This is a genomic window from Chloroflexus sp., assembly GCF_034434295.1.
Taxonomy (GTDB): domain Bacteria; phylum Chloroflexota; class Chloroflexia; order Chloroflexales; family Chloroflexaceae; genus Chloroflexus.
This window is the reverse complement of record NZ_DAOTZQ010000039.1, coordinates 49,602-70,846: the sequence shown is the minus strand read 5'-3', so window position 1 is coordinate 70,846 and position 21,245 is coordinate 49,602. Positions and strand designations below refer to the sequence as shown.

Here is a 21,245-nt window from a genome sequence, read left to right as displayed (position 1 = left end):
TGCTTCCTCCCCCCAACGGGGGTAGGTCAGGCAGGGTGCTTCCTCCCCCCAACGGGGGTAGGTCAGGCAGGGTGCTTCCTCCCCCCAACGGGGGGAGGCCAGAAGGATCTACAGCGACCGAAATACTCTTTCAGCAAGTCTGTCGATTGCAGTAAACCTGTATGAATGTCAACACCATTTTGAATGAAGCTATTACCGGCGTGAAAGGGGCACAGTTTGCCGGCATCATCGGTACCGATGGCCTGAGTGTGGCAATCGCCTGCCATCCGGGTGCTGCCGAACTCGACTTCGATATCGAACTGGCCGAACTTGAACTGGCCGATTTGGCCTCGCGGGCAGCGGCAGCGGCTGATCGGATAGGGGTTGGCTATGTGCGCGATCTGGTTCTCGAAACTGATGCGCTCTTAATGCTGGCTTCGCAAATTATTCCCGGTTACTATGGTGTGCTGGGGGTGCTGAGCGAAACTGCGAACCTGGGTAAAGCTCGCTTTGCCCTCCAGGCAATGATCGAGCGGGTACGGGTTGAATTATAAAGCGCCTGCCTCGTGAGCGCGTTCGTCAATCGCCTGACCCGGCAAGACGACCATCTGCTGAAAGATATGGTCGAGCATCATCTGTGGGGCATCGCACAAGCCGCAGTGTACTGCCGACGGCTGGATCATCGTACTGCGCGTTGCAGTCAGCCAGCGAAAGCGCTCATAGATCGGTAGTTCACCGATTGGCCCGGCTTCAGCACCGCCAGCGCAGACTGTTTCAAACGCCGCTAGTTGCTCGCGCACCGATGTCAGATCGAGATCAGGCCAGAGCGCAGCAATCCTCGCCTCGTTGAGATGCGTCCGTATCCCTAAAAAGCGCTGTTGCCGACACAACAACACCACCCCAATGTTGATCTGCTCACCACGCTCTACCCGTGGCACCAGGCGCAGTAATGCATATTCAAAGGCGCTCGTGGACATCGATAGCCTCCTGTACAAATGCGCGCGGTGCAGCGAGTCGTAGACTCAGATATTCAACATAGGCTGCACGATGGTCTTCTACTGAAGAAAACCGCTGGTCAATAAGCCATTCATCGGGGACGTTCGCCACAATGCGCCAGAGCAGATCTGCGTTGATGTGATCTGCCAGTTCGTGGTCGGCGGCTTCCAGATCGCTGGCCGCTGCTATCAACACATGGTCGCGAATCTGGCTGAAGGGTTTGCGAGCGTGATTCTGATAATCATTCCAGGTGTAATGAATGTACAGCGCAGCACCATGATCGATTAAGAAGAGCTGGCGGTGCCACCAGAGGAGATTGGTGTTGCGTGGTGTCCGATCAACATTGGTGATGAATGCATCAAACCAAACGATAAGTGACGCCAGTTTACGGTCGAGTGCACGAACAGATGTCGGATCAAATGCCAGCGCACCGGGCAAGAAGTCAACGGCCAGATTCAATCCGGCGCTGGCCGTAATCAGGTCTTGAATCTCGCTATCCGGTTCGTTGCGCCCCAACGCCGGATCAATCTCGATTAACACCAGCTCTGGAACGGGCAGGCCAAGCGCACGCGCCAGTTCACCACAGATCAGCTCGGCAACCAGCACCTTTGGCCCCTGTCCTGCCCCGCGAAACTTTACGACGTACAGGCCATCATCATCGGCTTCGACAATTGCCGGTAATGAACCGCCTTCACGCAACGGTGTGACATAACGAGTTGCAGTTACTTTTCGTAACATTAGCGCTCCAACTTGAAAATGTATCCGGTTTGAGCCGGTATTTCGATCCCCGGTTGATACTCCACGATGCGCCCGTCGGTGATAGTGAGTGGTGTTGGTGGTGCCGGTGGTGTGCCGAAGAGGGTGGTCACCTGGTAGGTGCCCGACGGCAGGTCGCTCTCACCTGATGATAGTGTAAACGGTGGCGTGGGTACTTTGTCAAAATTAATCACCACCAGGACCATGTCTTCACCACTGCGCCTGATATACGCGGCGACACTGGCACCGTTAGCGGTTAACGGCCAGAAATCACCGGTCGCCAGTGCCGGTGTGTTCACGTGGAGATGAATTAACTGCCGGTAGGTGTTGAGCAGCGAGTCAGGGTCCTGGTCTTGTAACATCACATTCTTGACCGGGTAATCGCTCTGTGGTTGTTGCCAGGGAATGCCGGCTGAGAATCCGCCAAACTCCTCCTTCGTCCACTGCATTGGGGTGCGAATACGCTCATCCGGTTTCACCCCCAGCATGCCGATCTCCTCACCGTAGTAGATGAAGGGTAGCCCTGGCATGGTTAGCAGGGCCAGCGCAGCCAGTTTTGCCTTCGCAACATCATCACCCAACACCGACATCACGCGGTTCTGGTCGTGATTGGTCAGGAAGGGTGCCCAGCGTTGATAGGGTAGTTTTGTGTAGGCATCCTGTACCGCCTGCATAAATAACCGTGATAGACCGGTGTTGGCTGCGCCGCGAATCTGATTGGCGACTTCAAACTCGAAATAGTAATCGAGCTGGTCAGGATAGTACGGTGCCAGCGTGCGCGGGTTGCCGTTGAAGACTTCGCCAATCGTAAAGGTTCCCGGTAGTTCCCGGTCGAGAAAACGTCGAAACTCGCGCAACCATTCAAAGGTTTCAACAGTGTCTTCCTGGAGCGTGTAATATTCGATCAGATGCTTGATTGCGTCGAGACGGAAGCCCGCAACCCCCATCTCTTCAACCCAAAAGCGCGCAATTTTGTAGGCTTCGGCAGTGACTGCCGGATTGCGATAGTTGAGATCGGGCATACCACCCCAGAACACACCGTAATAATATTCATCACGAATGGGTGATTTGTGCCAGACCACGTTGTTGCCGAATGGGCCACGGTAGCCAGGGTCAATCGCCGACCACAAATACCAGTCGCGGTACGGTGAGTTGGGATCGCGTAATGCCTCTTGAAACCAGGGGTGTTGGGTACTGGTATGGTTCAGTACCAGATCGATAATGATTTTAATCCCGCGCTTTTCTGCTTCGGCAACCAGACGCTTGAAATCCTCATTGGTGCCGTAGTCACGTTCGATCGTGTAATAGTCAATTGTGTCGTAGCCGTGGTAGCTGGCAGCTTCAGCAACCGGCATCAGCCAGATACAATTGATGCCCAGATCGGTTGTCGTGATGGGATCGCCATCATTGAGATAGTCAAGTTTGGCGATAATGCCGTTCAGATCACCGTTGCCGTCGCCATCGCTATCGTAAAACGAGCGCACGAAAATTTCATAACAGACAGCCCCATCCCACCAGCCGGCTTCAAGCGGGAAAGGTGTGGCCGTAGGGCCGGGCGTGATGCGCGGCGGCAAGGTTGGCAGGCGTGGATCACGGGTTGGTGTTGGTGGACGCGAATTGGTCGGGGTGCCAGCTACTGTGGGTGATGCAGCCGGTGCGGTAGGCCCGGCTGCTGGCGCACCACAGGCAACGAGTACGCTGATGGTAAGCAGAGTAACAATTATTCGATGCATAGAAAACCGTTTCTTTGTCAATTAATGCGTTTGCTGCATTATACCGGATTTTGTGCAGGTGTTGACTCGTCGCTCTGCATGAACAGACGCCGCAATCCTGCGGCAAAGATCTGCGCTCCACCCTGGGCCGGATGACGGACTACGGCATGTGCAATACCGAGGCGGGAGAGCGCCTGATCGGCAATGCGCCCCATCGCTACCACCGGACAGCGTGGAAAAAGCAGGCAAAACCGCAATAGGAAGGGGAGACCGAGCATTATTTCGCGCTGACGTGGAGTGCGATTGCTCTGCGGTCGACCGGGTTGGTGAGGATGCAGCGGAAACGCATTCCAACCGACTGCAAATCGATTCAGCGCTTGTAGCTCACGATACACAATGGTAGCCGTTTGCTCTCGCGAGATGCGCCCATCGGTTGTTGCCAGGGCAAACCCACGAGTGCTTCCAAATTGACCCGGTGGGTCAACTCCGGCTAACAGAATCTGTTCACTGGTAAAAGGCACACCGGTGCGTCGCGCACCATTGTAACCGGGAGCCTCGCCAATCAGCAATAGATCAGGACCGCGTTCTAAAGCCAGGGTGAGGGCCAGAACCAGATTGTTGCGCCGGATGGCATTGCCATGCGCCTCCTGCTCATCGGTGGCCTGCCATGCATACATATTCACCGTGTGGGGTGGGGCTTCCATTGCGGCCAGATCATTGACCAGGTTGTAAATGACTGATGACATATCATTTCGTGTCGCGATAAATGGCTTGATGGCGGTTCATACATCATGCAGAAAGCACTCCTTCAGATCGTTCCCCTGTGCAGATAGTGCCAGTAGTCACAACTATCAAGTGTTACGTGGATATCATCCATCATCATACAGCCTTTCAACGCGGGATGAGACAAATGTCAATAATTGTAACTGTCTGGGATTATAGTGGATCTTGCAAACAGAGGAGGTTTGTCATGTCAACATCTTCAACACTCTGGGAAATTGAAAGTCCACTCGGCCCGGTTGCATTTCGGGTTTCCGGTCAAGGACGCCCTCTGATCTTTATCCACGGCTGGGGCGCTTCCAGCCGTTACTGGCAGGCGGCACCAGCGTTTTTGCCCAACCGGCGTCTGATCGCAATTGACCTTCCCGGTTGTGGAGCGTCGCCAGCACCGCTCGAACCGGTGACCCTGGAGTCATCTGCGCGGGCGGTGCTGGCAGTAGCCGATGCTTTAGATATTGATCGATTTGCATTAGTCGGCCATTCTCTCGGCGCCGCAGTGGCGCTTGCTGTCGCCAGTCTGGCCGGTGCACGGGTAGAGCGTCTCGGTCTGGTGAGTTTTGGGATTGGCGCTACCCTGTACGAGGATGCACTGGTCACGCTGGCCGGTGCACAGTGGCAGGTGGCAGCCGCCTGCTGGCGGCCATGGCTGGTGTGGTGGCGTCCCTGCTGGGCAAATACCGCTACCTGGCGACGGGCACTCTGGACATTGCCACCAACGCCGGATCTCCTGGCGCGGCCGCTGGTGCGACAGCCGCTTGACCGTTCATTGCTGGCACAAGGCATTGCCGATTTGGCAGCGATGGATCCGCTAGTAGCTATCGAGTCCGCAGCCATCATGGGCCATCCCCGTTTGAAACGAGTATTGCAGCTTCCATTACCGCCGGTTGTTCTGATTAGTGGTAGTGACGATCCCATCTTTCCACCGGTAAATGTCGAGATGCTCAGTCGTGTTTTACCGGACGTACAGGTGGTCTTCATTCCCAATTGTGGTCATGTACCTATGGTTGAGGAACCGGCAACCTGTTATCAGGCAATTGCTCGCTTTCTGAACGGGGAAAACGACTATTTGTCGTAAGGTGTGTTGAAATAGTGTGAATTATCGGTTGTGATATTGTGCTCTGAACATAGAATGTGTAGCTAGCCGCACAGAAGGTACTAAAAGTTCCATGCAATCTACATAAATTCACTGACCAGTTCGGAACTTGATGACCATTCAGTACCAGGCCACGTAAAGTACTAAAGTAAGGTGTTACATTCCTGTCACCTCTTGCTTGCGTATGCTATAATGGCAACGCAATGCGCGGAGTCACCTGACTTCGCTCTGAACAGGAAGGTTGCCTTCTATGCGACGTGGCGCATTACTGTTTCTACTGATCGGACTTATTGTCATTATCGGTGGATTGGCGGCTTTCTTGCTGTTACGCGGCGGCACTACAACATCCACCACCTCACAAACACCCGAAGTACCTCCACCGCCGACAGCAGTGCCCTTGGTGTCAGTCGTTCAAGCCCGTGTTGATCTCGATGCCAATACGCTATTGAATGATCCTACTTTGCTAGATGTTGTTGAAGTACCAGTAACTGAATTTGACGAAGCAAACGAATTTAGCAACATTAATGATGTTTTGGGCAAACTGTTGATCAATCCGGTTGTAGCCGGACAGTCGATCCGAAAGGATAATATTCGTGACGCCGGGCTAGCTCAGCGTATCCCCACTGCCGAACCTGGCCAATCACAGGTAAAAGCCTATCCGCTGATTGTTAACAGCCTGTCGGGTGTAGCCGACCAGGTTGCCGTGAATGATTTTGTTGACGTAATTGCTACATTTTCAGTTGAACGCCAGATTATCCGTCCCGGCCCCGTGCAGGTTGTCACGGTGAACGACGTCGATCAGCTTGTGCGGGAGTACGAGTACGGCGAAAATCAGACCTTCCTCTCCACCAAGACGATCATTCAGCGTGCTCAGGTATTGCAAATTGTACGTCCTGCATTACCGGCTCCTGCAGAGGGAGGAGAAGCTCCTGCCGAGGTCACTCCACCACCTGCTTCGTCAAGCCTGCCACAAGTTGATGCATCAGGGCAGCCGATAACTGGTGTTACTGACGGTGGGACGGGAACCAGCACATTAACTGAAGGAGTATGGGTTGTTGTGCTGGCCTTGACCGACCAGGAAATTGAGTTGCTAGAGTTTGCCTTACAGTCACAGGCCCGGATTGTGCTGGCGCTGCGTGGGGCAAACGACGATGCTATTGAGTCGACCAGTGGTGTTACCCTCGATCTGTTGGTGCGCGAGTACGGTCTACCCCTGCCGCGCCCCTTGCCACCACGGGTTTATGGTGAAGGTGAGGTCTTTGTACCCGAACCAACCCCAACTCCGCTTCCATAACCTATTCCATAAGCGGCAGCTCTGAGGTACAATGACATCGTAACATTCTATCAATAGTCATAAGCTGTCTTGCTTGATCGTTAGCCAATACTCACGTCCGTTTTTGAACGACGAGGCCATCTGAGGAGCTAGAGCATGAGCGAAAGCGATAAGATTCGAGTAATGATCGTTGATGACGTGATCGATACTCGCGATCAGCTCGAAAAGCTACTATTCTTTGAGAAGGATATTGAAGTCGTTGCCAAAGCAAGCAACGGACGTGAAGCAATTGCGCTTGCTCGCCAGCATCGTCCACAGGTTATCTTAATGGACATTAATATGCCCGATATGGATGGGATCGCGGCCACAGAAGCGATTCTGACTAATGATCCGGGCATCCAGGTCATTATCATGAGCGTACAGGGCGAAACCGATTATATTCGGCGGGCAATGCTGGCGGGCGCCCGCGAATTTCTAATTAAGCCGATCAGCGCCGATGATCTCTACCGGTCGATCCGCCACGTGGCTCGCCTGGCAATGACCCGACCGATAGCTCCGGTTGGTGCTCCTGGCGGTCAAGTACCTGGTGCTCAACCCACTGTTGACGGTCAGATCTTTGCCGTATTTAGCCCGAAAGGCGGGGTTGGTGTTTCATCGATTGCGGCAAATCTGGCCGTAGCCATTCGCCAGCAAACCAATAAAAAGGTTGCCCTGATCGATGGTAATGTGATCTTCGGTGATCTCAGTGTTTTGCTCAATTTACGCACCGACAAGACAATCCTCGATATTGCGTCACGGATCGAAGGTCTTGATCGCGATCTGTTGAATGACGTGATGGCTACCCATCCCACTCAGGTGAAGGTGTTGCTGGCGCCTCCCGATCCGCAGCGTGGCGAACTGGTCTCTGCCGATCACATCCGTGCCATTCTCGAAGCTATCCGCCAGGAATTCGATTACGTTATCGTCGATACACCGGCTTCATTCCAGGATCGCTCGCTGGCAGCCCTCGATCTGGCCCAGCGGGTGATCACTCTTATGACGCTTGAGATGCACTGCATCCGTAATGTCAAGCTCTTCCTTGAGGTGGCTGATCTACTCGGCTATCCAAACGATAAGGTCATGCTGGTGCTCAACAAAGCGACCAATCGTACCGGAATCCGGGCCGAAGATGTCGAAAAGCACCTTCAACGTAAGCTGGCGTTGCAGATCGGTGATGCTGCTCAGGAGATGACTCTCTCGATTAACCAGGGAACACCATTGGTGCTGGCAAAGCCAAACCATCAGGTGACAAAAGACATAATGAATCTGGCCCGTGAATTGGTAGCCAAGACAAGTAAAGAGGCAGCAGCGAAAGAGAGTCCAAAGCAGCGCAGTGGCTTATTCGGTAATTTGATCCCCCGGCGATAAACAATACCGGATTCTGGCTGATATGCTGCATTACTACTGAGAAAGGTGAGCGCAATGTCGTTGTTGAAGCGAATTGGTGGTGGTGTTCCTGCAACAACCGAACCGGCTGTGCCGCGAACCCCAGTCCGACCAGAAGCAACAGGTCGCTTACAACCGTCGGTTAGTGCTTTTGGTACCGATGATACGTTTCGCGAGTTGCGCTCGCGGGTGCAGGATCGTTTGATTAACGAATTGAATCCCCAAATTGATTTGAGCAACCCGGTAAAGGTGCGTAAACAGGTTGAGGAGATCTTCAATACGATCCTCGATAGCGAAAGCATTGTACTTTCACGCACCGAACGCCAGCGTCTGTTTGAGAGTATCACTGCTGATATTATCGGCCTTGGCCCGATTGAGCCACTGCTGGCCGATGAAGATGTCAGCGAAATTATGGTCAATGGTCCGAAACAGGTGTATATCGAGAAGAAGGGTAAGTTGATCAAAACCGATATTACCTTCACCGACGATGATCACGTCATGCGGATTATCGACCGTATCGTTGCTCCGCTTGGTCGTCGGGTTGACGAGTCATCGCCGATGGTCGATGCTCGCTTGAAGGATGGCTCGCGCGTTAATGTCGTCATTCGACCGCTGGCACTCAATGGGCCAACCATCACCATTCGTAAGTTCCGCAAAGATAAACTGACCGTGCAGGACCTGGTGCGCTTTGGCTCGATGTCGCAAGACATGGCCGATTTCCTGGCTGCTTGTGTGCAGGCTCGTTTGAATATCGTCGTTGCCGGTGGTACCGGCTCAGGGAAGACTACCTTGCTCAATGTGCTTTCGTCGTTTATCCCTGAAGATGAACGGATTATCACGGTTGAAAATGCCGCTGAATTACAGTTACGCCAGGATCATGTGGTGACGCTTGAGTCGCGGCCACCAAATGTGGAAGGAAAAGGTGAGGTGACAATCCGTGATCTGGTTATTAACTGTCTGCGTATGCGACCAGAACGGATTATTGTCGGTGAGTGTCGTGGCGGCGAGACCCTCGATATGTTGCAGGCAATGAATACCGGTCACGACGGTTCAATGACGACCATTCACGCCAATACGCCACGCGATGCGGTGAGCCGTATTGAAACGATGTGTCTGATGGCTGGTATGGACTTGCCGGCACGGGCGATTCGTGAGCAGATTGCGTCGGCAATTCATGTCTTCGTCCAGCAGTCGCGCTTGAAAGATGGCTCGCGCAAAGTCACCCAGATCACCGAAGTCGCTGGCATGGAAGGCGATGTGGTTGTCTTGCAAGACATCTTTGTCTTTGAACAAACCGGGATCGATGAAAAAGGGAAGATTGTTGGTCAGCTGCGCCCAACCGGGGTTCGACCACGTTTTCTCGAAAAGTTCGAGGCGCTCAACATCTTCCTGCCGCCGACCATTTTTGGCTCGTCGGAACGTTTCAGTTTCTAACTACCGCGACGATTGGCGGCGTGAGAAGGAGGTGGCGCACCTATGGATTTGTTGCTCTCGCCTGAGATGATGCCGGTGACGTTGGGTGCCCTGGGATTGATTCTGATCCTATTGCTAGTCACGGTCGTTGTGTTAATGCGCCAGTCAGCAACTGCGGATGTTGCGCAGCGCCTGGAGACGTTTGCTGGCGGCAAAGCCCAGGAACGCTCAAATGAGCCGATTGCACGTCAGGCTATTGAACGGATCGACGCTGTTGTTGCGAAAAGTAAGCAGGGTGGTTCCATCCAACGCGAACTGGCTCGTGCTGATTTGAAGCTGACAGTAGCAGAGTTTATTGGTTTAAAGCTCGGAGCTGCTCTGCTTGGCGTGGTATTTGGGTTCATTTTGGGGCGCGCAAATTTTCTGGCCCAGATCGCAGCCGCTGTCATCGCAGCAATTGTTTTCTCGTTTCTGCCGAATATCTATGTCAATATACGTGCGGCGCAGCGAATCAAGGCCTTTAACAATCAGTTAGGTGACGTTATCACCATGATGGCAAATGCCTTGCGTGGCGGCTATAGCTTTCTACAAACCCTCGATATGGTTTCACGGGAAGCACCACCGCCGGCTGCAACCGAATTTCGCCGTGTTGTTCAGGAAGTTGGACTCGGTCGCTCCACAGAAGAGGCGTTGCAGAATCTTTTGCGCCGCATGCCATCTGATGACCTCGATCTCTTGATCACGGCAGTAACTATTCAGATGGAGGTCGGTGGTAATCTGGCCCAAATCCTTGATACCATTGGTCATACCATCCGTGAACGAGTACGGATCAAGGGTGAGATTTCAACGCTTACTGCGCAGGGGCGTATCTCGTCCTGGATTATTACCGGTTTGCCAATCGGTCTGGCAATGTTTATCACGGTTGTCAATCCTGACTACATGGCTCCACTCTTCACGTTTGGTTTACCGCCTCAAGCATGGTGTTGTATGCCGGTAGCGTCGCTGTTTATGATTGCGATGGGCTACTTTGCCATCCAAAAGATCATCGATATCGAAGTGTGAGGTGCGGCGATGACGGATTTGTTAATCGTAGCCGGGATTATAGTTGTAGGAGTGGCGTTGATCATCATTGCTGTCAGACAGATGAATCAGTCGCGAGCGATTAGTGAGCGTCTCGATCAATATACCGATATTTCACTGTCGCTCGAAGAGCTGGAATTGCAGCAACCGTTCCGTGAACGTGTGTTGATACCGCTCTTTCGCTCGCTGCTGAATACGCTTGGCCGCTTCGGTCTGAAGCAGAATCAAGAGCGCTTGCGGATCAATCTTCAGTTAGCCGGTAATCCTGGTAACATTTCGCCCAACATGTTTATCGGGCTACGCATGGCGCTGGCGATCGTCTTGTTTGTGGTTATTGGCTTACTGGTTTTTGGACGGTTGCCTTTCATGCAGGCCGTGATGGGTGCTCTGATCGCTGCGATGATTGGTTACATTCTGCCCGGTATCTGGCTCGACCGCAAAATTAAGGAGCGCAAAAAGAATATCCTGAAGGCGTTGCCCGATGCGCTGGATTTGCTCTGTATCAGTGTTGAAGCTGGCCTGGCATTTGATCTGGCGCTTCAGCGGGTTGCTCAAAAATGGGATAATGAGCTGTCGCGTGAATTCCAGCGCGTTCTGCAGGATATTCGTCTGGGTCGTACCCGCCGCGAAGCCTTGCGTGATCTGGTTACCCGTACCGGCGTTGAAGATGTACAGACCTTCGTCTCGGCTGTGATCCAGGCTGACCAACTGGGTGTGTCGATGTCAAAGATTCTACGCATTCAATCAGACCAGTTGCGTGTCCGCCGTCGCCAGCGTGCTGAAGAGGCAGCTCAGAAGGCGCCGGTGAAGATGCTGATCCCGATGGTGTTCCTGATCTTCCCCGCATTGTTTGTGGTAATTTTGGGGCCGGCAGTACCGCGGATCATGCAGGCGCTCGGTGTGATGAATAGTGGGATGGGAAATTAACGCTCGTATGGTACAGGTTGTGAATCAGACCCGACGCGCTATCCTTGCCAGTCAGTGCGAGGTGGTGCGCTCGTTTTTTGCTCGTGGTCGCGGTCTGCTTGGCCGCCAGTCATTGCCGGTCGGTGGTGGCCTGTTGATTGAACCGTGTAATAGCATTCATATGCTGTTTATGCGGTTTGCTATCGATGCAATCTTTGTTGATCGGAACGGTACCGTTGTGGCATTGTATCCTGATTTACCGCCATGGCGCATCTATGCCGGTCATCGTCATGCCCGCTACGTGATTGAATTGCCCGCAGGTGTGATTGCGGCAACTAACACAGCAGTTGGTGATCAGATTGTGGTTCAAGCGGTACAAGAATAGCCCTGTTGCCTCAACAATCAACAAGGCTACGGTGCACCGGTGTGCAGGATAAGTCTCTGCTTGTATTCCACCAGGTCACACGTATAAGTCGCAGGTAATTACGTCAAATCTGGTAAGATACGGTGCCTGGCACGCGCTCCAATCCGTACCCTTCGCCCTGTAATTTGCACGATACGTACCATTAGCGGCAGATTACCGGTGCTCACGGTATATCCGCTTGCATCCACGTCCTGCAAACGATCTCCACGGATTCTCGCAGATGCCGCGGATACCCGCGGATCAACTCTCGTTTGGTGCCGTGATGCACAGTATCACGCGAGATTTGATATTATCTGGATGCATACCTGTTGTTCGGTCACATCAGGAAGTGCATCGGCGTCGTGTATGATCGGGAAGGGTTTGATCTGTTTCTTTCACACCTGGTTGAGATACGATGGGTGCGGAAGCGTAATTTCCGCTCTTCATCGATTTTGCATCACTGTGCGCGTAAACGAGAGTACTCGCTGCCTGGATGTATGAAATAATTTCCGCACAGGCGCTGTCGGGTACATGCTATCGCTACATTGTTTTATTTTGTCTCAAAACGCGTTAGCTTTACATGAGTTCGCCGTATATGACCATTCTTGATCCGATTGGAAAACAGCGCAGATTACCCCCGCATTGGTCGGTACTCCTGCTCGGTGTGGCTTTTGCTGGCCTCTATAGCGCGACCATGACCGAAGTCCATACCTACGATGCGCTTTCATATATTCTTGATGTTGATCGCAAACCATGGCCTGAACTGTTCCATCCTCACCATCTGCTGTATGGGCCGCTGGGGGCGATGATCCGTGCCATCGCGACTGCACTGGGCTGGCAAGGCAGTGTTGAAATCTGGTTGCAGGTGGTGAATGTGGTTGCCGGCGCGATTGGTGTTTCTTTCCTGTTTGCGATCTGTCGCAGCGTGACCGGATCAGGCCTGGCGGCACTCGCAGCAACCTTATGGGTTGGTTTTAGCTACGCCTACTGGTATTACGCGGTAGAAGTCGAGGTGTATACACTGGCAGCCATAGCCCTGATCGGTGTGCTGTGGCTGCTATTTAAGATGGCGCGACAGCCCACGATGAACGTATCGATCTGGCTCGGTATGACGCAAGGGCTGGCGGTGTTGGGGCATCAGACGAATGTCTTACTATCAGTACCGATTCTTCTCACTATCGTGCTGGCCGAGACGAACCATCAGCGTCGGTTACGATTGTTCGTCTCATACCTGATCCCGCTGTTGATGGTTGTTGGTAGCGCCTATCTTTGGGTGGCGATTGGGGTCAGCGGAATGCGTCGTTGGGAAGACATCTGGTTATGGTTGACGGGTTATGCGCAAACTGGCTTTTGGGGTGGTGCGATTGATGGATCGAAATTGATTGGTCTGTTGAAAGGCTGGAGTGCGACCCTGGCGTTCTTTGGCGGTGGTGTGATCGGCCTGGCCGGTATAGGGCTGCTTGTCACTGGCAGAGAAGGTATCGCACGCCTGCCGCTGCCATTGCGGGCCGGTATTGCTGGCTGGCTTGGGGTGTATGGCCTCTTCTTCCTGTGGTGGGAACCTGACAATATCGAGTTCTGGATCGCCTGTTTGCCTCCGCTAGCCCTCTTGTTGAGCGCGGCATTAACTGTCAGGTGGATCGGTTGGGTTGGTCTGTTGTTGTCGCTCTGCCTGCTGGCGCTTAATCTACCAGCTATTATCGAGCGCGGTGCAGCCGGGCGCGATCTTCAGCGACGCATTGCCGCAGCCCTGGCCGCAATCAGTCAACCCGGCGATTTGATAATCGTGCCCGATGGGGTGCTCGAATTGTACTTACCGCACTACTGGCGGCACGATAACGTATACGGACTGAACCAGGCAATGACGGCCAGTGATGGTGATTGGGAGGCTGCCTGTGCCCGCATTCAGCAGCGAATCGAGGCGACACTTACTGCCGGCTACGCGGTGATCATTGCCGATGAAGCTCAGCATCCATCGCCTGCCCCTCCCGACCAGCCGCCGACACCAGCCGAGCGCTTTGGTTTGAGTGCCGAGACGGTGGCCCGCTGCTATGCACCGGTGCAGGGAATGTTGCGTCTGGCACCATTGCCGACAGATTTGCCGGCGTACCGGCTGATCCCGCGGGCCAACGAAGTGGCAGTTTCCGAGGGGTGGGATTTTCGTCATGGTCGTTGGGGCTGGCAGGTCGGCGGTGTTGAGGCTGATACCCTGACTGGTGTGGGCTGGCATATGATCCCTACCCTCGATCCTATGCTGACCAGTCCGCCCCTACTGCTAATTGCCGCTGATATTGAGGCGATAGAGGTACGACTGACGACGACAACAACCAACCGCGATGCCCAAATCTTTGTGCTCGATCCAACCGGACGAACCGGTGAAGATTACTCGTTGCGCTTTACCCTGACAGGAAGGGAAATGACAACCTATCACCTTCCGTTTGATGTAATACGTGAACGACTGACGCAGATCGGTGGTCTTCGCTTCGACCCGGTTGCGCTGGGTGATGGCGGCGCGGTTCTGATCGAGTCGATCCGGTTGATCAGGCGCTAGCGGCTGTTCCACCGCATAAAGCCTGCACGTGCGACTCGGCGATTGCAGCAGACGTCACGTCGTTGTAGAGAACCTCTTCCGCGCTGACCATCGTTGGAGTGCGATAGATGGTTCTGTGCCTGCCCTGTGCCATCTACAGCTTATCGATGATGACCACTGAATAGCAGGTAGGTGTACAACAACACGCCCGAACCTATCGAAACGATTAGCTTAACAATAAATGGTAGTCCGCTTGGTGAAATAAACCCTTCGATAAGGCCAGCCCCAATCAGTATCAGCCCGCACCCGATGAGTAGCACAACAGACCGCCGGCCTGCGACAACCAGCGCGTGACGCCGACTGAGCAGACCTGGCCGCAGAATTGCCCAGCCCAATTGCAACCCGGCACCACCAGCAATGACGATGGCACTGAGTTCGAGCGTCATGTGGCCGACAACGAACCCCCAGAGATTGGGGGCAAAATCAAGGCGTTGCGCAATACCGATCACCGTGCCGAGAAGCAGGCCGTTGACCATAAGAATGTATGCCGTGTACAGGCCAAATGTCACGCCGCCGGCAAACGCTTTAATGGCAACATTGATGTTGTTGGTCATAATTTCGGCGGTAGCGGCAGCCGGCCCTTCATTAATCCGTAACCACCACTCTTCACCGGCGCGAATCTGATCAACCAGAACCTCAATACCGGGAATAAGGACTTCGCCTAGCGCAGGATCGCGAAATGTCGTGATGAAGGCTGCTATTGCCGGCAATAAAAACAGTATTGCCGCAACGAGGGTCATTGGCCAGGTTGCGCGAAAGGTTTGGGGAAGTGTAAAGCGAAAAAAGGTGATAATTCGCTGCGGTTCATTGAGACTGTAGCGATAGACCACACCGTGAGCACGGGCAACAAGCTGATTGAGGTATGTTGTCAACAGATGATCGGGATAATCACGGCGGGCAATTGCCAGGTCGGTACAGGTCTGACGGTAGAGTTGCCCAAGTTCTTGCAATTCGGCTGCTGACAACTGAGCAATACCGCCCCTGGCACGATCAATCAGTTCCTCAAGCCGTTGCCAGGCAGTGCTGCGCTGACGAATCTGTTGATCGGGTGTTACCATCTCTTTATCACCGTGCCCAGGGCAAGTGATTGACCGAGAAGTGCAGCGGTAAGCAATGCCGGGTCTGGCCCAATGAGCATAACTTCCAATTCCGGCAATTGCTCAATTAAGTGCCACATCAATTCGATCTTACTCCGCATACCACCGGTCACATCAGCAGCCCGCGAGCCACCGGTCATCGCTAAGACCTGAGCAATATTTTCCTGATTAATCAGCGGGATTGGTTGAGCGGTGGGATCACGGTGCGGATCGGCAGTATACACGGCTGCTTCACCGACCAGAATAATACGGCGCGGTTGTAATGGGCTGCGTAGGGCAAGAAAGCTGAGTAGCGCTTCGGTAGAGATAATCGCCGTACCCTGAGCGGTATCAAACGCCACATCACCATGAATAACAGGCACCAGCCTGCGTTGCAATGCCTCGGCAATTGGGGCGGTCTCCCAGGTAATGATCTGACCATTGGTACTTTGCAGAGAAGCCGACGGTTGAAAGCTGACTGCCGGCACCTGCGCAGCCAGCAATGTATCGACCACAATCTGATTGAGGCGCAGGGCCGCTGCTGCGGTGAGGGCAAAACCCGTATGATCGGCGGTCAAAGGTGTCCCACGATGGACACCATAGCGTGCCGCGTAATGGTGCCCAAACGAGCCACTACCATGCCCCAGCACCAGTGCCAGGTTCGGATCGACGGCACGTGCATCAGCCACAGCATGTGCCAGACGTTCGATCACCACCAGATCAGCAGCTTCGCGTCCGGTCTTGTCGGTAATAACCGAGCCACCAAATTTGACGAAGGTATACACAGCCGTTTACGATGGAAACAGTACTAAAACACCCAATACAGTGACGCCCCATAACACAATACTCAAGGCCAGTGGCCGATCTTGCAACACCAGGTCTTCGGGTGCACCTCCACCGTCACGTTGATGGATCAGGTATAGGTAGCGAAAGATAGCATACACGACAAACGGAATCGTGATCATCAGCATCGGAAACGGTTCTTGGGGCGCGACCGGTGCCGAGAAAGCTGTCATGCTATATGCCATCACAATACTGGCAGTCACAATGGCCTGCATTTGATCGAGTAACGGGATGGAATATTCATCCAGAATGCGGCGATGATTACCGGCACCATCTTCAAGCAGTTTTAGCTCGTGGCGGCGCTTACCGATGCCGAGGAAGAGGGCCAGCAATCCCATGCAGACAATCAGCCAGGGTGTAATAACGATATCAATCACCACCGCACCGGCAACTGCCCGTAAAATGAAGCCCGCCGCAATAATCAGAATATCAAAAATGACAACATTCTTTAGCCAGTAACTGTAGAGAAAGCCCTGGACGGCGATATAGATCGCCAATACCAGCATAAAGTCAAGATCGCCATCAAGCCAGAATGCAAAAGGAAAGACAGCAATGATCAGGATTGCCGCAGTAACCATCGCTAGCGTGGGGCTAAGAATACCGGCTGCCAGTGGGCGATGGCGTTTCTTGGGATGGGCGCGGTCTTTTTCAATATCGACCAGGTCGTTGATCAGGTAAATAGCGCTCGCCGCCATGCAAAAAGCGATAAATGCCCCAATAACCCGCAATAACTGAACAGGCTCGGTATACCAGAGGCGTCCTTCCGAAAAAGCAATTGCAGCAAAGACGAAGATATTTTTGATCCATTGCCGTGGTCGCATTGTGCGGATCAGAGCCTGCAAGGAACGGGCACTGAGGGGAGCCACGCGCTCGATGGATTGTGAACCAGAGAGGTTTTTCATAGAAATCGCTACATCCTCATCAGTCCAAACCTTGCCTGATTGTACCCCACGAGCGCGTCAATCGTCAAAATCTGCTCCTACCCGCAATGACAGGGACTACGTTGAGGCGCTTCCATTGCCATCACCACCGGATTGGTTACCTTAGAACGTAGTTCATAAACGCTGTACTGTCGTGCTACCCGACCATTGCACAGACTCATGAACGTCCGCCAACTATCAACAATAGTATACCCTATTCCTCGTCTGCCGGTGAGGAGGGTTAATGACCATCGTCAGTGCCATCGCTTGTTGGATTGGGTGCCTTACTCGCTTGCCATACGTGTGTCGCGAAGTTTGGAGTGCGGCAGCCATGCTCACGATCCGGCATGTGTCATGCCATTAATCCGGCTGGATGCGAGGATGCTGGGTGTACTCGTCACGATCACGGAGTCGGTTGGCAGTGAGTGAGATACCTTCTCGTAGATGTTTGTTGAAACAGGTTCTACCATGCATGTCCGGTCTGGCGGGCAGAATAAGTTTCCGTTTCCCGTGCTCTCTGCCGGGTGTGTGTCGCATTGGTTGCCTTACTGATCCAGATCTGATGTGCATTCACGCACCTTCTGGCCTGTCGATGATTAATGAGCCAACTTCCAGAACGTACTTGCTCATTTCGTTGTTTCGTCGTACTGCAATATCCGGTACAATACTGTGCATCAGTGTCTTGGAAAGGGGGCGAGATTATGCTAACGGCTGAACTGGCGGAGTTCATTGAGCGTATGCCCAAAGTTGAACTTCATCTTCATCTGGAAGGCGCGGTGATGCCGCAAACCTTTCTGGCTTTGAGTCGGCGTAATAATATCTCCCTCCCGGTACAGACCGAAGAAGAATTGCTTGCCCTCTTCCACTACGACGATTTTCACAACTTTCTGGACACATTTATGGCCCTGGCGGCAACCATCGTTTCCGGTGAGGATTTTGAATTACTGGCGTTTGAGCTGGGGATGGCCCTGGCCCGTCAACAGGTGACTTACGCTGAAGTTATGATTTCACCGATGCAACATGTTCGGCGAGGTGTTGATCTCCGCGAAGCACTGGCCGGAGCAGCGGCTGGCTTTGCGCGTGCCAGACGTCAGGGTGGGCCTCACGTTGGGATTGTGCTTGACTATGGCCGACAATACGGCGCCGAGGCAGCCTGGCCAATCCTCGAAACGGCCATCGCCTGTCGTTCGCTTGGTGTGGTGGGATGGTCGATTGGCGGTAATGAAATTGGTCATCCGCCGGAAGAGTTTGCCGAGTTGTTTGCGGCTGCCCGTCGTGCAGGTCTAGGGTTGATGGCGCATGCCGGTGAAGTTGTCGGGCCGGCCAGTGTTTGGGGAGCAATTGATGTACTGGCGGTTTCTCGTATTGGTCACGGCATTCGTAGTGTGGAAGACCCGCTCTTACTGACAGCACTGGTCGAGCGTAATGTAGTCCTCGATGTCTGTCCGAGCAGCAATATCCGCACGAAAGCTGTTACATCCTGGCAAACCCATCCGTTGCGTCAATTGTACGATGCCGGTGTGCCGGTTACTATCAATTCCGACGATCCAACATTCTTCGAGACAACGCTGAGCGAAGAGTTTCGGCGGATCGCTCACCATTTCGGCTTTACTGCGGCTGATTTTTGCCGAATGACGCTCACGGCTGTCCGTGCTACGTTCTTACCACCGACGGAGCGTGATGCATTACTGACAACCATTACTAAGGAACAGCAGCGGTTGTGCACAGCGTTGGGTGTGTAGCGCTGCTATGCCTGACCGCAGCGTTCTGGAGGCTGTGTTACCTGGTGTGCGGAAGTGTGATTTTCGTGCCCGCTATGCTCGATGATGGGCGCACGTCGTACCAGTCAACCGGATGATCATCTATGGATACAGCATGCGATCACTTTCATAATTCCATGCGATCCAACACGTGTTCTCTCGCCCTCCCGCTTTTTCTGCCGCAACGGCATCATGATCCATTGCAGTGACAATGTGATGGGCACATGCGACAGCCGGTAGGCGGGTTCTCAACCCGTCCCCCTACTGTGAGCAGGCCACGGAGGTTGGTTGCCAGGATGCATAGCACGACGTGGTGCTCAACACTGTGCAGTACAACCGCATGAACGATGTGGGTGGCAGCCAGTTCCTACAGACACGCTACGTCACGCCTCAAGGCAGCAACGCGGGTAATACTCTTCCTCCGTGTCCTCCGTATCTCTGTGGTGACAAAGGTAGCAACTTGGGTTAATGAAGTGAGATAACTTCTAGTGTTTATCACATCACCAGAAACGATAGATAGAAAATAAGGAAGAAAATGAACGACACGGTATTGGCGACTAGTGCTGCCATATAACTCGCGGCTGCTTTGCGTTTGCGGATCAGCATGAGCACAAAGCCTTCAACTGCTACTGCCAGCGCAAAAGCAGCTACGATAACGGCCAGCGGATTAACCAGTGTTAGCAAAAGTTGACCAAGCAATAAGGTAACGATTGCAGAAACCGTACTTGCGATAGCGGCATCTCCTAACGCACGAAACAGTGGTTGCCACTTGATCTGGACAAGAGTCAGCCATTCTAACAGTAACATCAGGACAAGTAATCCTATGCCGATTGGGCTGAAGATAAGTTCGGTGAAAGGAAACATCGGTTTGATCCTGACTTCTATGCAATTATGCGTACTATCTTCTGCAGAAGAGTTTATCCTATCCCCAAACCTGTAATGGAAAAGACACTACTTCGCCCCCATCCCGGCGGGTTGTTTCGGCTAGACGTTGAATACCGACGCACAGGAATGTGTCATACATCTTGTCTACTGTACCAATCAGGCTAGCCAGTAGCTCAGGTTGTCTCTTCAATGTGCAGTATTATTACGATTGACCAAACGACGGGCCAGGCTGCCGGCCAGACCGAGTGCTGCGGCAAAGGTGCGGTCTCTGCTCAGCAGGCGCAGCTCACTGCTCAATAGGTCGGCCAGTGTTGCATGATCAATCTTTGCAGTGCGTTCAATAGGACTGGCACCGGCAATTGTTGCTCGTGTACAGGCATGACCGGCATCATCAGTTGCCTCAACGACAAACTCGGCCTGTTGATTATCGATGGCGCGCATGCTGATCCGTTGTAGCCCTTCACCGTGTCGATCTGGCGCGGGGCGAATGGCAACACTCACCAGCCGAATTGCCGCCGGCCCAACCCCAACCGCCGGTCGGCGCAGGTAGAGTCGGATACTATCACCTTCTATTCCAACCGCATCTTTGAGCAGCATCCACTTTAGACAACTGGCCAGCCAGCCAACGAACAACAGAGCGGCTACCGGATTAGCCACTGTATCGGCAGCATACTCGATCTCAATCTCATCAATCCGATGCAGATGGGGTAGAAATGATCGGGTGTCGAAGAACTGAGCCGTTAACTCACGCCACGGCGTCAGTCGTGTCCATCCCAGATCACTCACCGCCGGTGCTCCGTTTGCCCGTTGTTCAAAGAGTGCCAGATCGGCCAGTTCCGCAATCGGATCGGCAAAGGTGGTTGAGTCAACAATCAGCCGATCACACAGCCGATACAGACGTTGGATCAATGGCTGAGCCAGCGGCTGAGGTCCGGGAGCCCACAGCACCACCGGTAGATCGGGAACCAGTAAGGGCAGGATAATGCCGGACAATTGACCGGCCGGAGTGCCACGGGAGTGGATTGTAATCTGCTCACCGCACACCTGGGAACGTCCGGCATCCGTGATGGTACAGAGTGCCTGCACGTTGGCCTGCAAGGATGGAGGTGTGCCAGGCTGATCAACAACCACAACGGTACGATTGGGATGCTGTGCCGTCAGTTCTGGCGCTACTGCCAGTATCTGTTCAGCCCAGGAATCATCTGGTGCGCGCACGATCAGGTTAACCGTCAGCGCCCGTATCACTGCCTGGCCACCGGCGCCGGGATGGTTGGCCTGCTCTTGCCACATCTGGCGTAATTCACGCTCGATGGCGCTGATATCGATTGCCACCTCACTCATAGTTTTCCACCATG

At 53.5% G+C, this 21,245-nt stretch carries 19 protein-coding genes; 10 read left to right on the top strand and 9 right to left on the bottom strand.

Annotated features, from left to right (window positions below; translation table 11 throughout):
• Positions 1–161: 161 nt before the first annotated feature.
• The gene (locus tag VAE57_RS06070; protein WP_322820995.1) at positions 162–533 is read left to right on the top strand and encodes a hypothetical protein; all 372 of its coding nucleotides are present in this window, start codon (positions 162–164) and stop codon (positions 531–533) included.
• On the opposite strand, the gene VAE57_RS06065 is transcribed toward VAE57_RS06070, so the two are convergent.
• Genes VAE57_RS06065 through VAE57_RS06050 form a run of 4 tightly spaced genes read right to left on the bottom strand, consistent with a single transcriptional unit; the run spans position 528 to position 4,189 of the window.
• Positions 528–956, bottom strand: coding sequence for a DUF3037 domain-containing protein (locus tag VAE57_RS06065; RefSeq protein WP_322820994.1), 429 nt, complete (start codon positions 954–956; stop codon positions 528–530). The genes VAE57_RS06070 and VAE57_RS06065 overlap by 6 nt on opposite strands.
• On the bottom strand, positions 937–1,713 hold the full coding sequence (locus tag VAE57_RS06060) for a HipA family kinase (protein ID WP_322820993.1): 777 nt from the start codon (positions 1,711–1,713) through the stop codon (positions 937–939). The genes VAE57_RS06065 and VAE57_RS06060 overlap by 20 nt, the downstream gene beginning before the upstream one ends.
• Complete coding sequence (locus VAE57_RS06055; protein WP_322820992.1) at positions 1,713–3,464, bottom strand: alpha-amylase family glycosyl hydrolase; 1,752 nt, start codon at positions 3,462–3,464, stop codon at positions 1,713–1,715. Before VAE57_RS06055 ends, VAE57_RS06060 begins: the two co-directional genes overlap by 1 nt.
• Positions 3,465–3,502: 38 nt before the next feature.
• Complete coding sequence (locus tag VAE57_RS06050) at positions 3,503–4,189, bottom strand: uracil-DNA glycosylase (protein WP_322820991.1); 687 nt, start codon at positions 4,187–4,189, stop codon at positions 3,503–3,505.
• A 224-nt stretch (positions 4,190–4,413) separates the two neighbouring features.
• Between VAE57_RS06050 and VAE57_RS06045 the strand changes: the two genes are divergently transcribed.
• From VAE57_RS06045 to VAE57_RS06010, 8 genes are all read left to right on the top strand, one after another.
• Positions 4,414–5,298: an alpha/beta hydrolase gene (locus VAE57_RS06045; protein ID WP_322820990.1), complete on the top strand. Its 885-nt coding sequence runs from the start codon at positions 4,414–4,416 to the stop codon at positions 5,296–5,298.
• Positions 5,299–5,566: 268 nt separating this feature from the next.
• On the top strand, positions 5,567–6,610 hold the full coding sequence (gene cpaB / locus VAE57_RS06040; RefSeq protein ID WP_322820989.1) for a Flp pilus assembly protein CpaB: 1,044 nt from the start codon (positions 5,567–5,569) through the stop codon (positions 6,608–6,610).
• Positions 6,611–6,745: 135 nt separating this feature from the next.
• Positions 6,746–7,996, top strand: coding sequence for an AAA family ATPase (locus VAE57_RS06035; RefSeq protein WP_322820988.1), 1,251 nt, complete (start codon positions 6,746–6,748; stop codon positions 7,994–7,996).
• A gap of 54 nt (positions 7,997–8,050) precedes the next feature.
• A complete protein-coding gene (locus VAE57_RS06030) occupies positions 8,051–9,448 on the top strand; it encodes a CpaF family protein (protein ID WP_322820987.1) in 1,398 nt (465 codons plus the stop codon).
• Positions 9,449–9,490: 42 nt separating this feature from the next.
• Positions 9,491–10,489 carry a type II secretion system F family protein gene (locus VAE57_RS06025; RefSeq protein ID WP_322820986.1) on the top strand — a complete coding sequence of 333 codons (999 nt, stop codon included), beginning with the start codon at positions 9,491–9,493 and terminating at the stop codon, positions 10,487–10,489.
• Positions 10,490–10,498: 9 nt separating this feature from the next.
• Positions 10,499–11,434, top strand: coding sequence for a type II secretion system F family protein (locus VAE57_RS06020; RefSeq protein WP_322820985.1), 936 nt, complete (start codon positions 10,499–10,501; stop codon positions 11,432–11,434).
• A gap of 19 nt (positions 11,435–11,453) precedes the next feature.
• The gene (locus VAE57_RS06015) at positions 11,454–11,798 is read left to right on the top strand and encodes a DUF192 domain-containing protein (protein WP_322820984.1); all 345 of its coding nucleotides are present in this window, start codon (positions 11,454–11,456) and stop codon (positions 11,796–11,798) included.
• Between the two features lie 613 nt (positions 11,799–12,411).
• The gene (locus VAE57_RS06010) at positions 12,412–14,367 is read left to right on the top strand and encodes a glycosyltransferase family 39 protein (protein WP_322820983.1); all 1,956 of its coding nucleotides are present in this window, start codon (positions 12,412–12,414) and stop codon (positions 14,365–14,367) included.
• A 140-nt stretch (positions 14,368–14,507) separates the two neighbouring features.
• On the opposite strand, the gene VAE57_RS06005 is transcribed toward VAE57_RS06010, so the two are convergent.
• From VAE57_RS06005 to VAE57_RS05995, 3 genes are read right to left on the bottom strand one after another with little or no spacing between them, the layout of a single operon-like run.
• Positions 14,508–15,464 carry a stage II sporulation protein M gene (locus tag VAE57_RS06005; RefSeq protein WP_322820982.1) on the bottom strand — a complete coding sequence of 319 codons (957 nt, stop codon included), beginning with the start codon at positions 15,462–15,464 and terminating at the stop codon, positions 14,508–14,510.
• Positions 15,458–16,267, bottom strand: a complete 810-nt coding sequence (locus VAE57_RS06000; protein ID WP_322820981.1) for an isopentenyl phosphate kinase — start codon at positions 16,265–16,267, stop codon at positions 15,458–15,460. Before VAE57_RS06000 ends, VAE57_RS06005 begins: the two co-directional genes overlap by 7 nt.
• A gap of 6 nt (positions 16,268–16,273) precedes the next feature.
• The gene (locus VAE57_RS05995) at positions 16,274–17,227 is read right to left on the bottom strand and encodes a decaprenyl-phosphate phosphoribosyltransferase (protein ID WP_322820980.1); all 954 of its coding nucleotides are present in this window, start codon (positions 17,225–17,227) and stop codon (positions 16,274–16,276) included.
• Positions 17,228–17,946: 719 nt separating this feature from the next.
• Here VAE57_RS05995 and add point away from each other — a divergent pair.
• The gene (gene add / locus VAE57_RS05990; protein WP_322820979.1) at positions 17,947–18,987 is read left to right on the top strand and encodes an adenosine deaminase; all 1,041 of its coding nucleotides are present in this window, start codon (positions 17,947–17,949) and stop codon (positions 18,985–18,987) included.
• Between the two features lie 513 nt (positions 18,988–19,500).
• Here add and VAE57_RS05985 read toward each other — a convergent pair.
• On the bottom strand, positions 19,501–19,869 hold the full coding sequence (locus VAE57_RS05985) for a hypothetical protein (protein WP_322820978.1): 369 nt from the start codon (positions 19,867–19,869) through the stop codon (positions 19,501–19,503).
• Positions 19,870–20,076: 207 nt separating this feature from the next.
• A complete protein-coding gene (locus VAE57_RS05980) occupies positions 20,077–21,231 on the bottom strand; it encodes a glucose-6-phosphate dehydrogenase assembly protein OpcA (RefSeq protein ID WP_322820977.1) in 1,155 nt (384 codons plus the stop codon).
• Positions 21,232–21,245 lie beyond the last annotated feature (14 nt).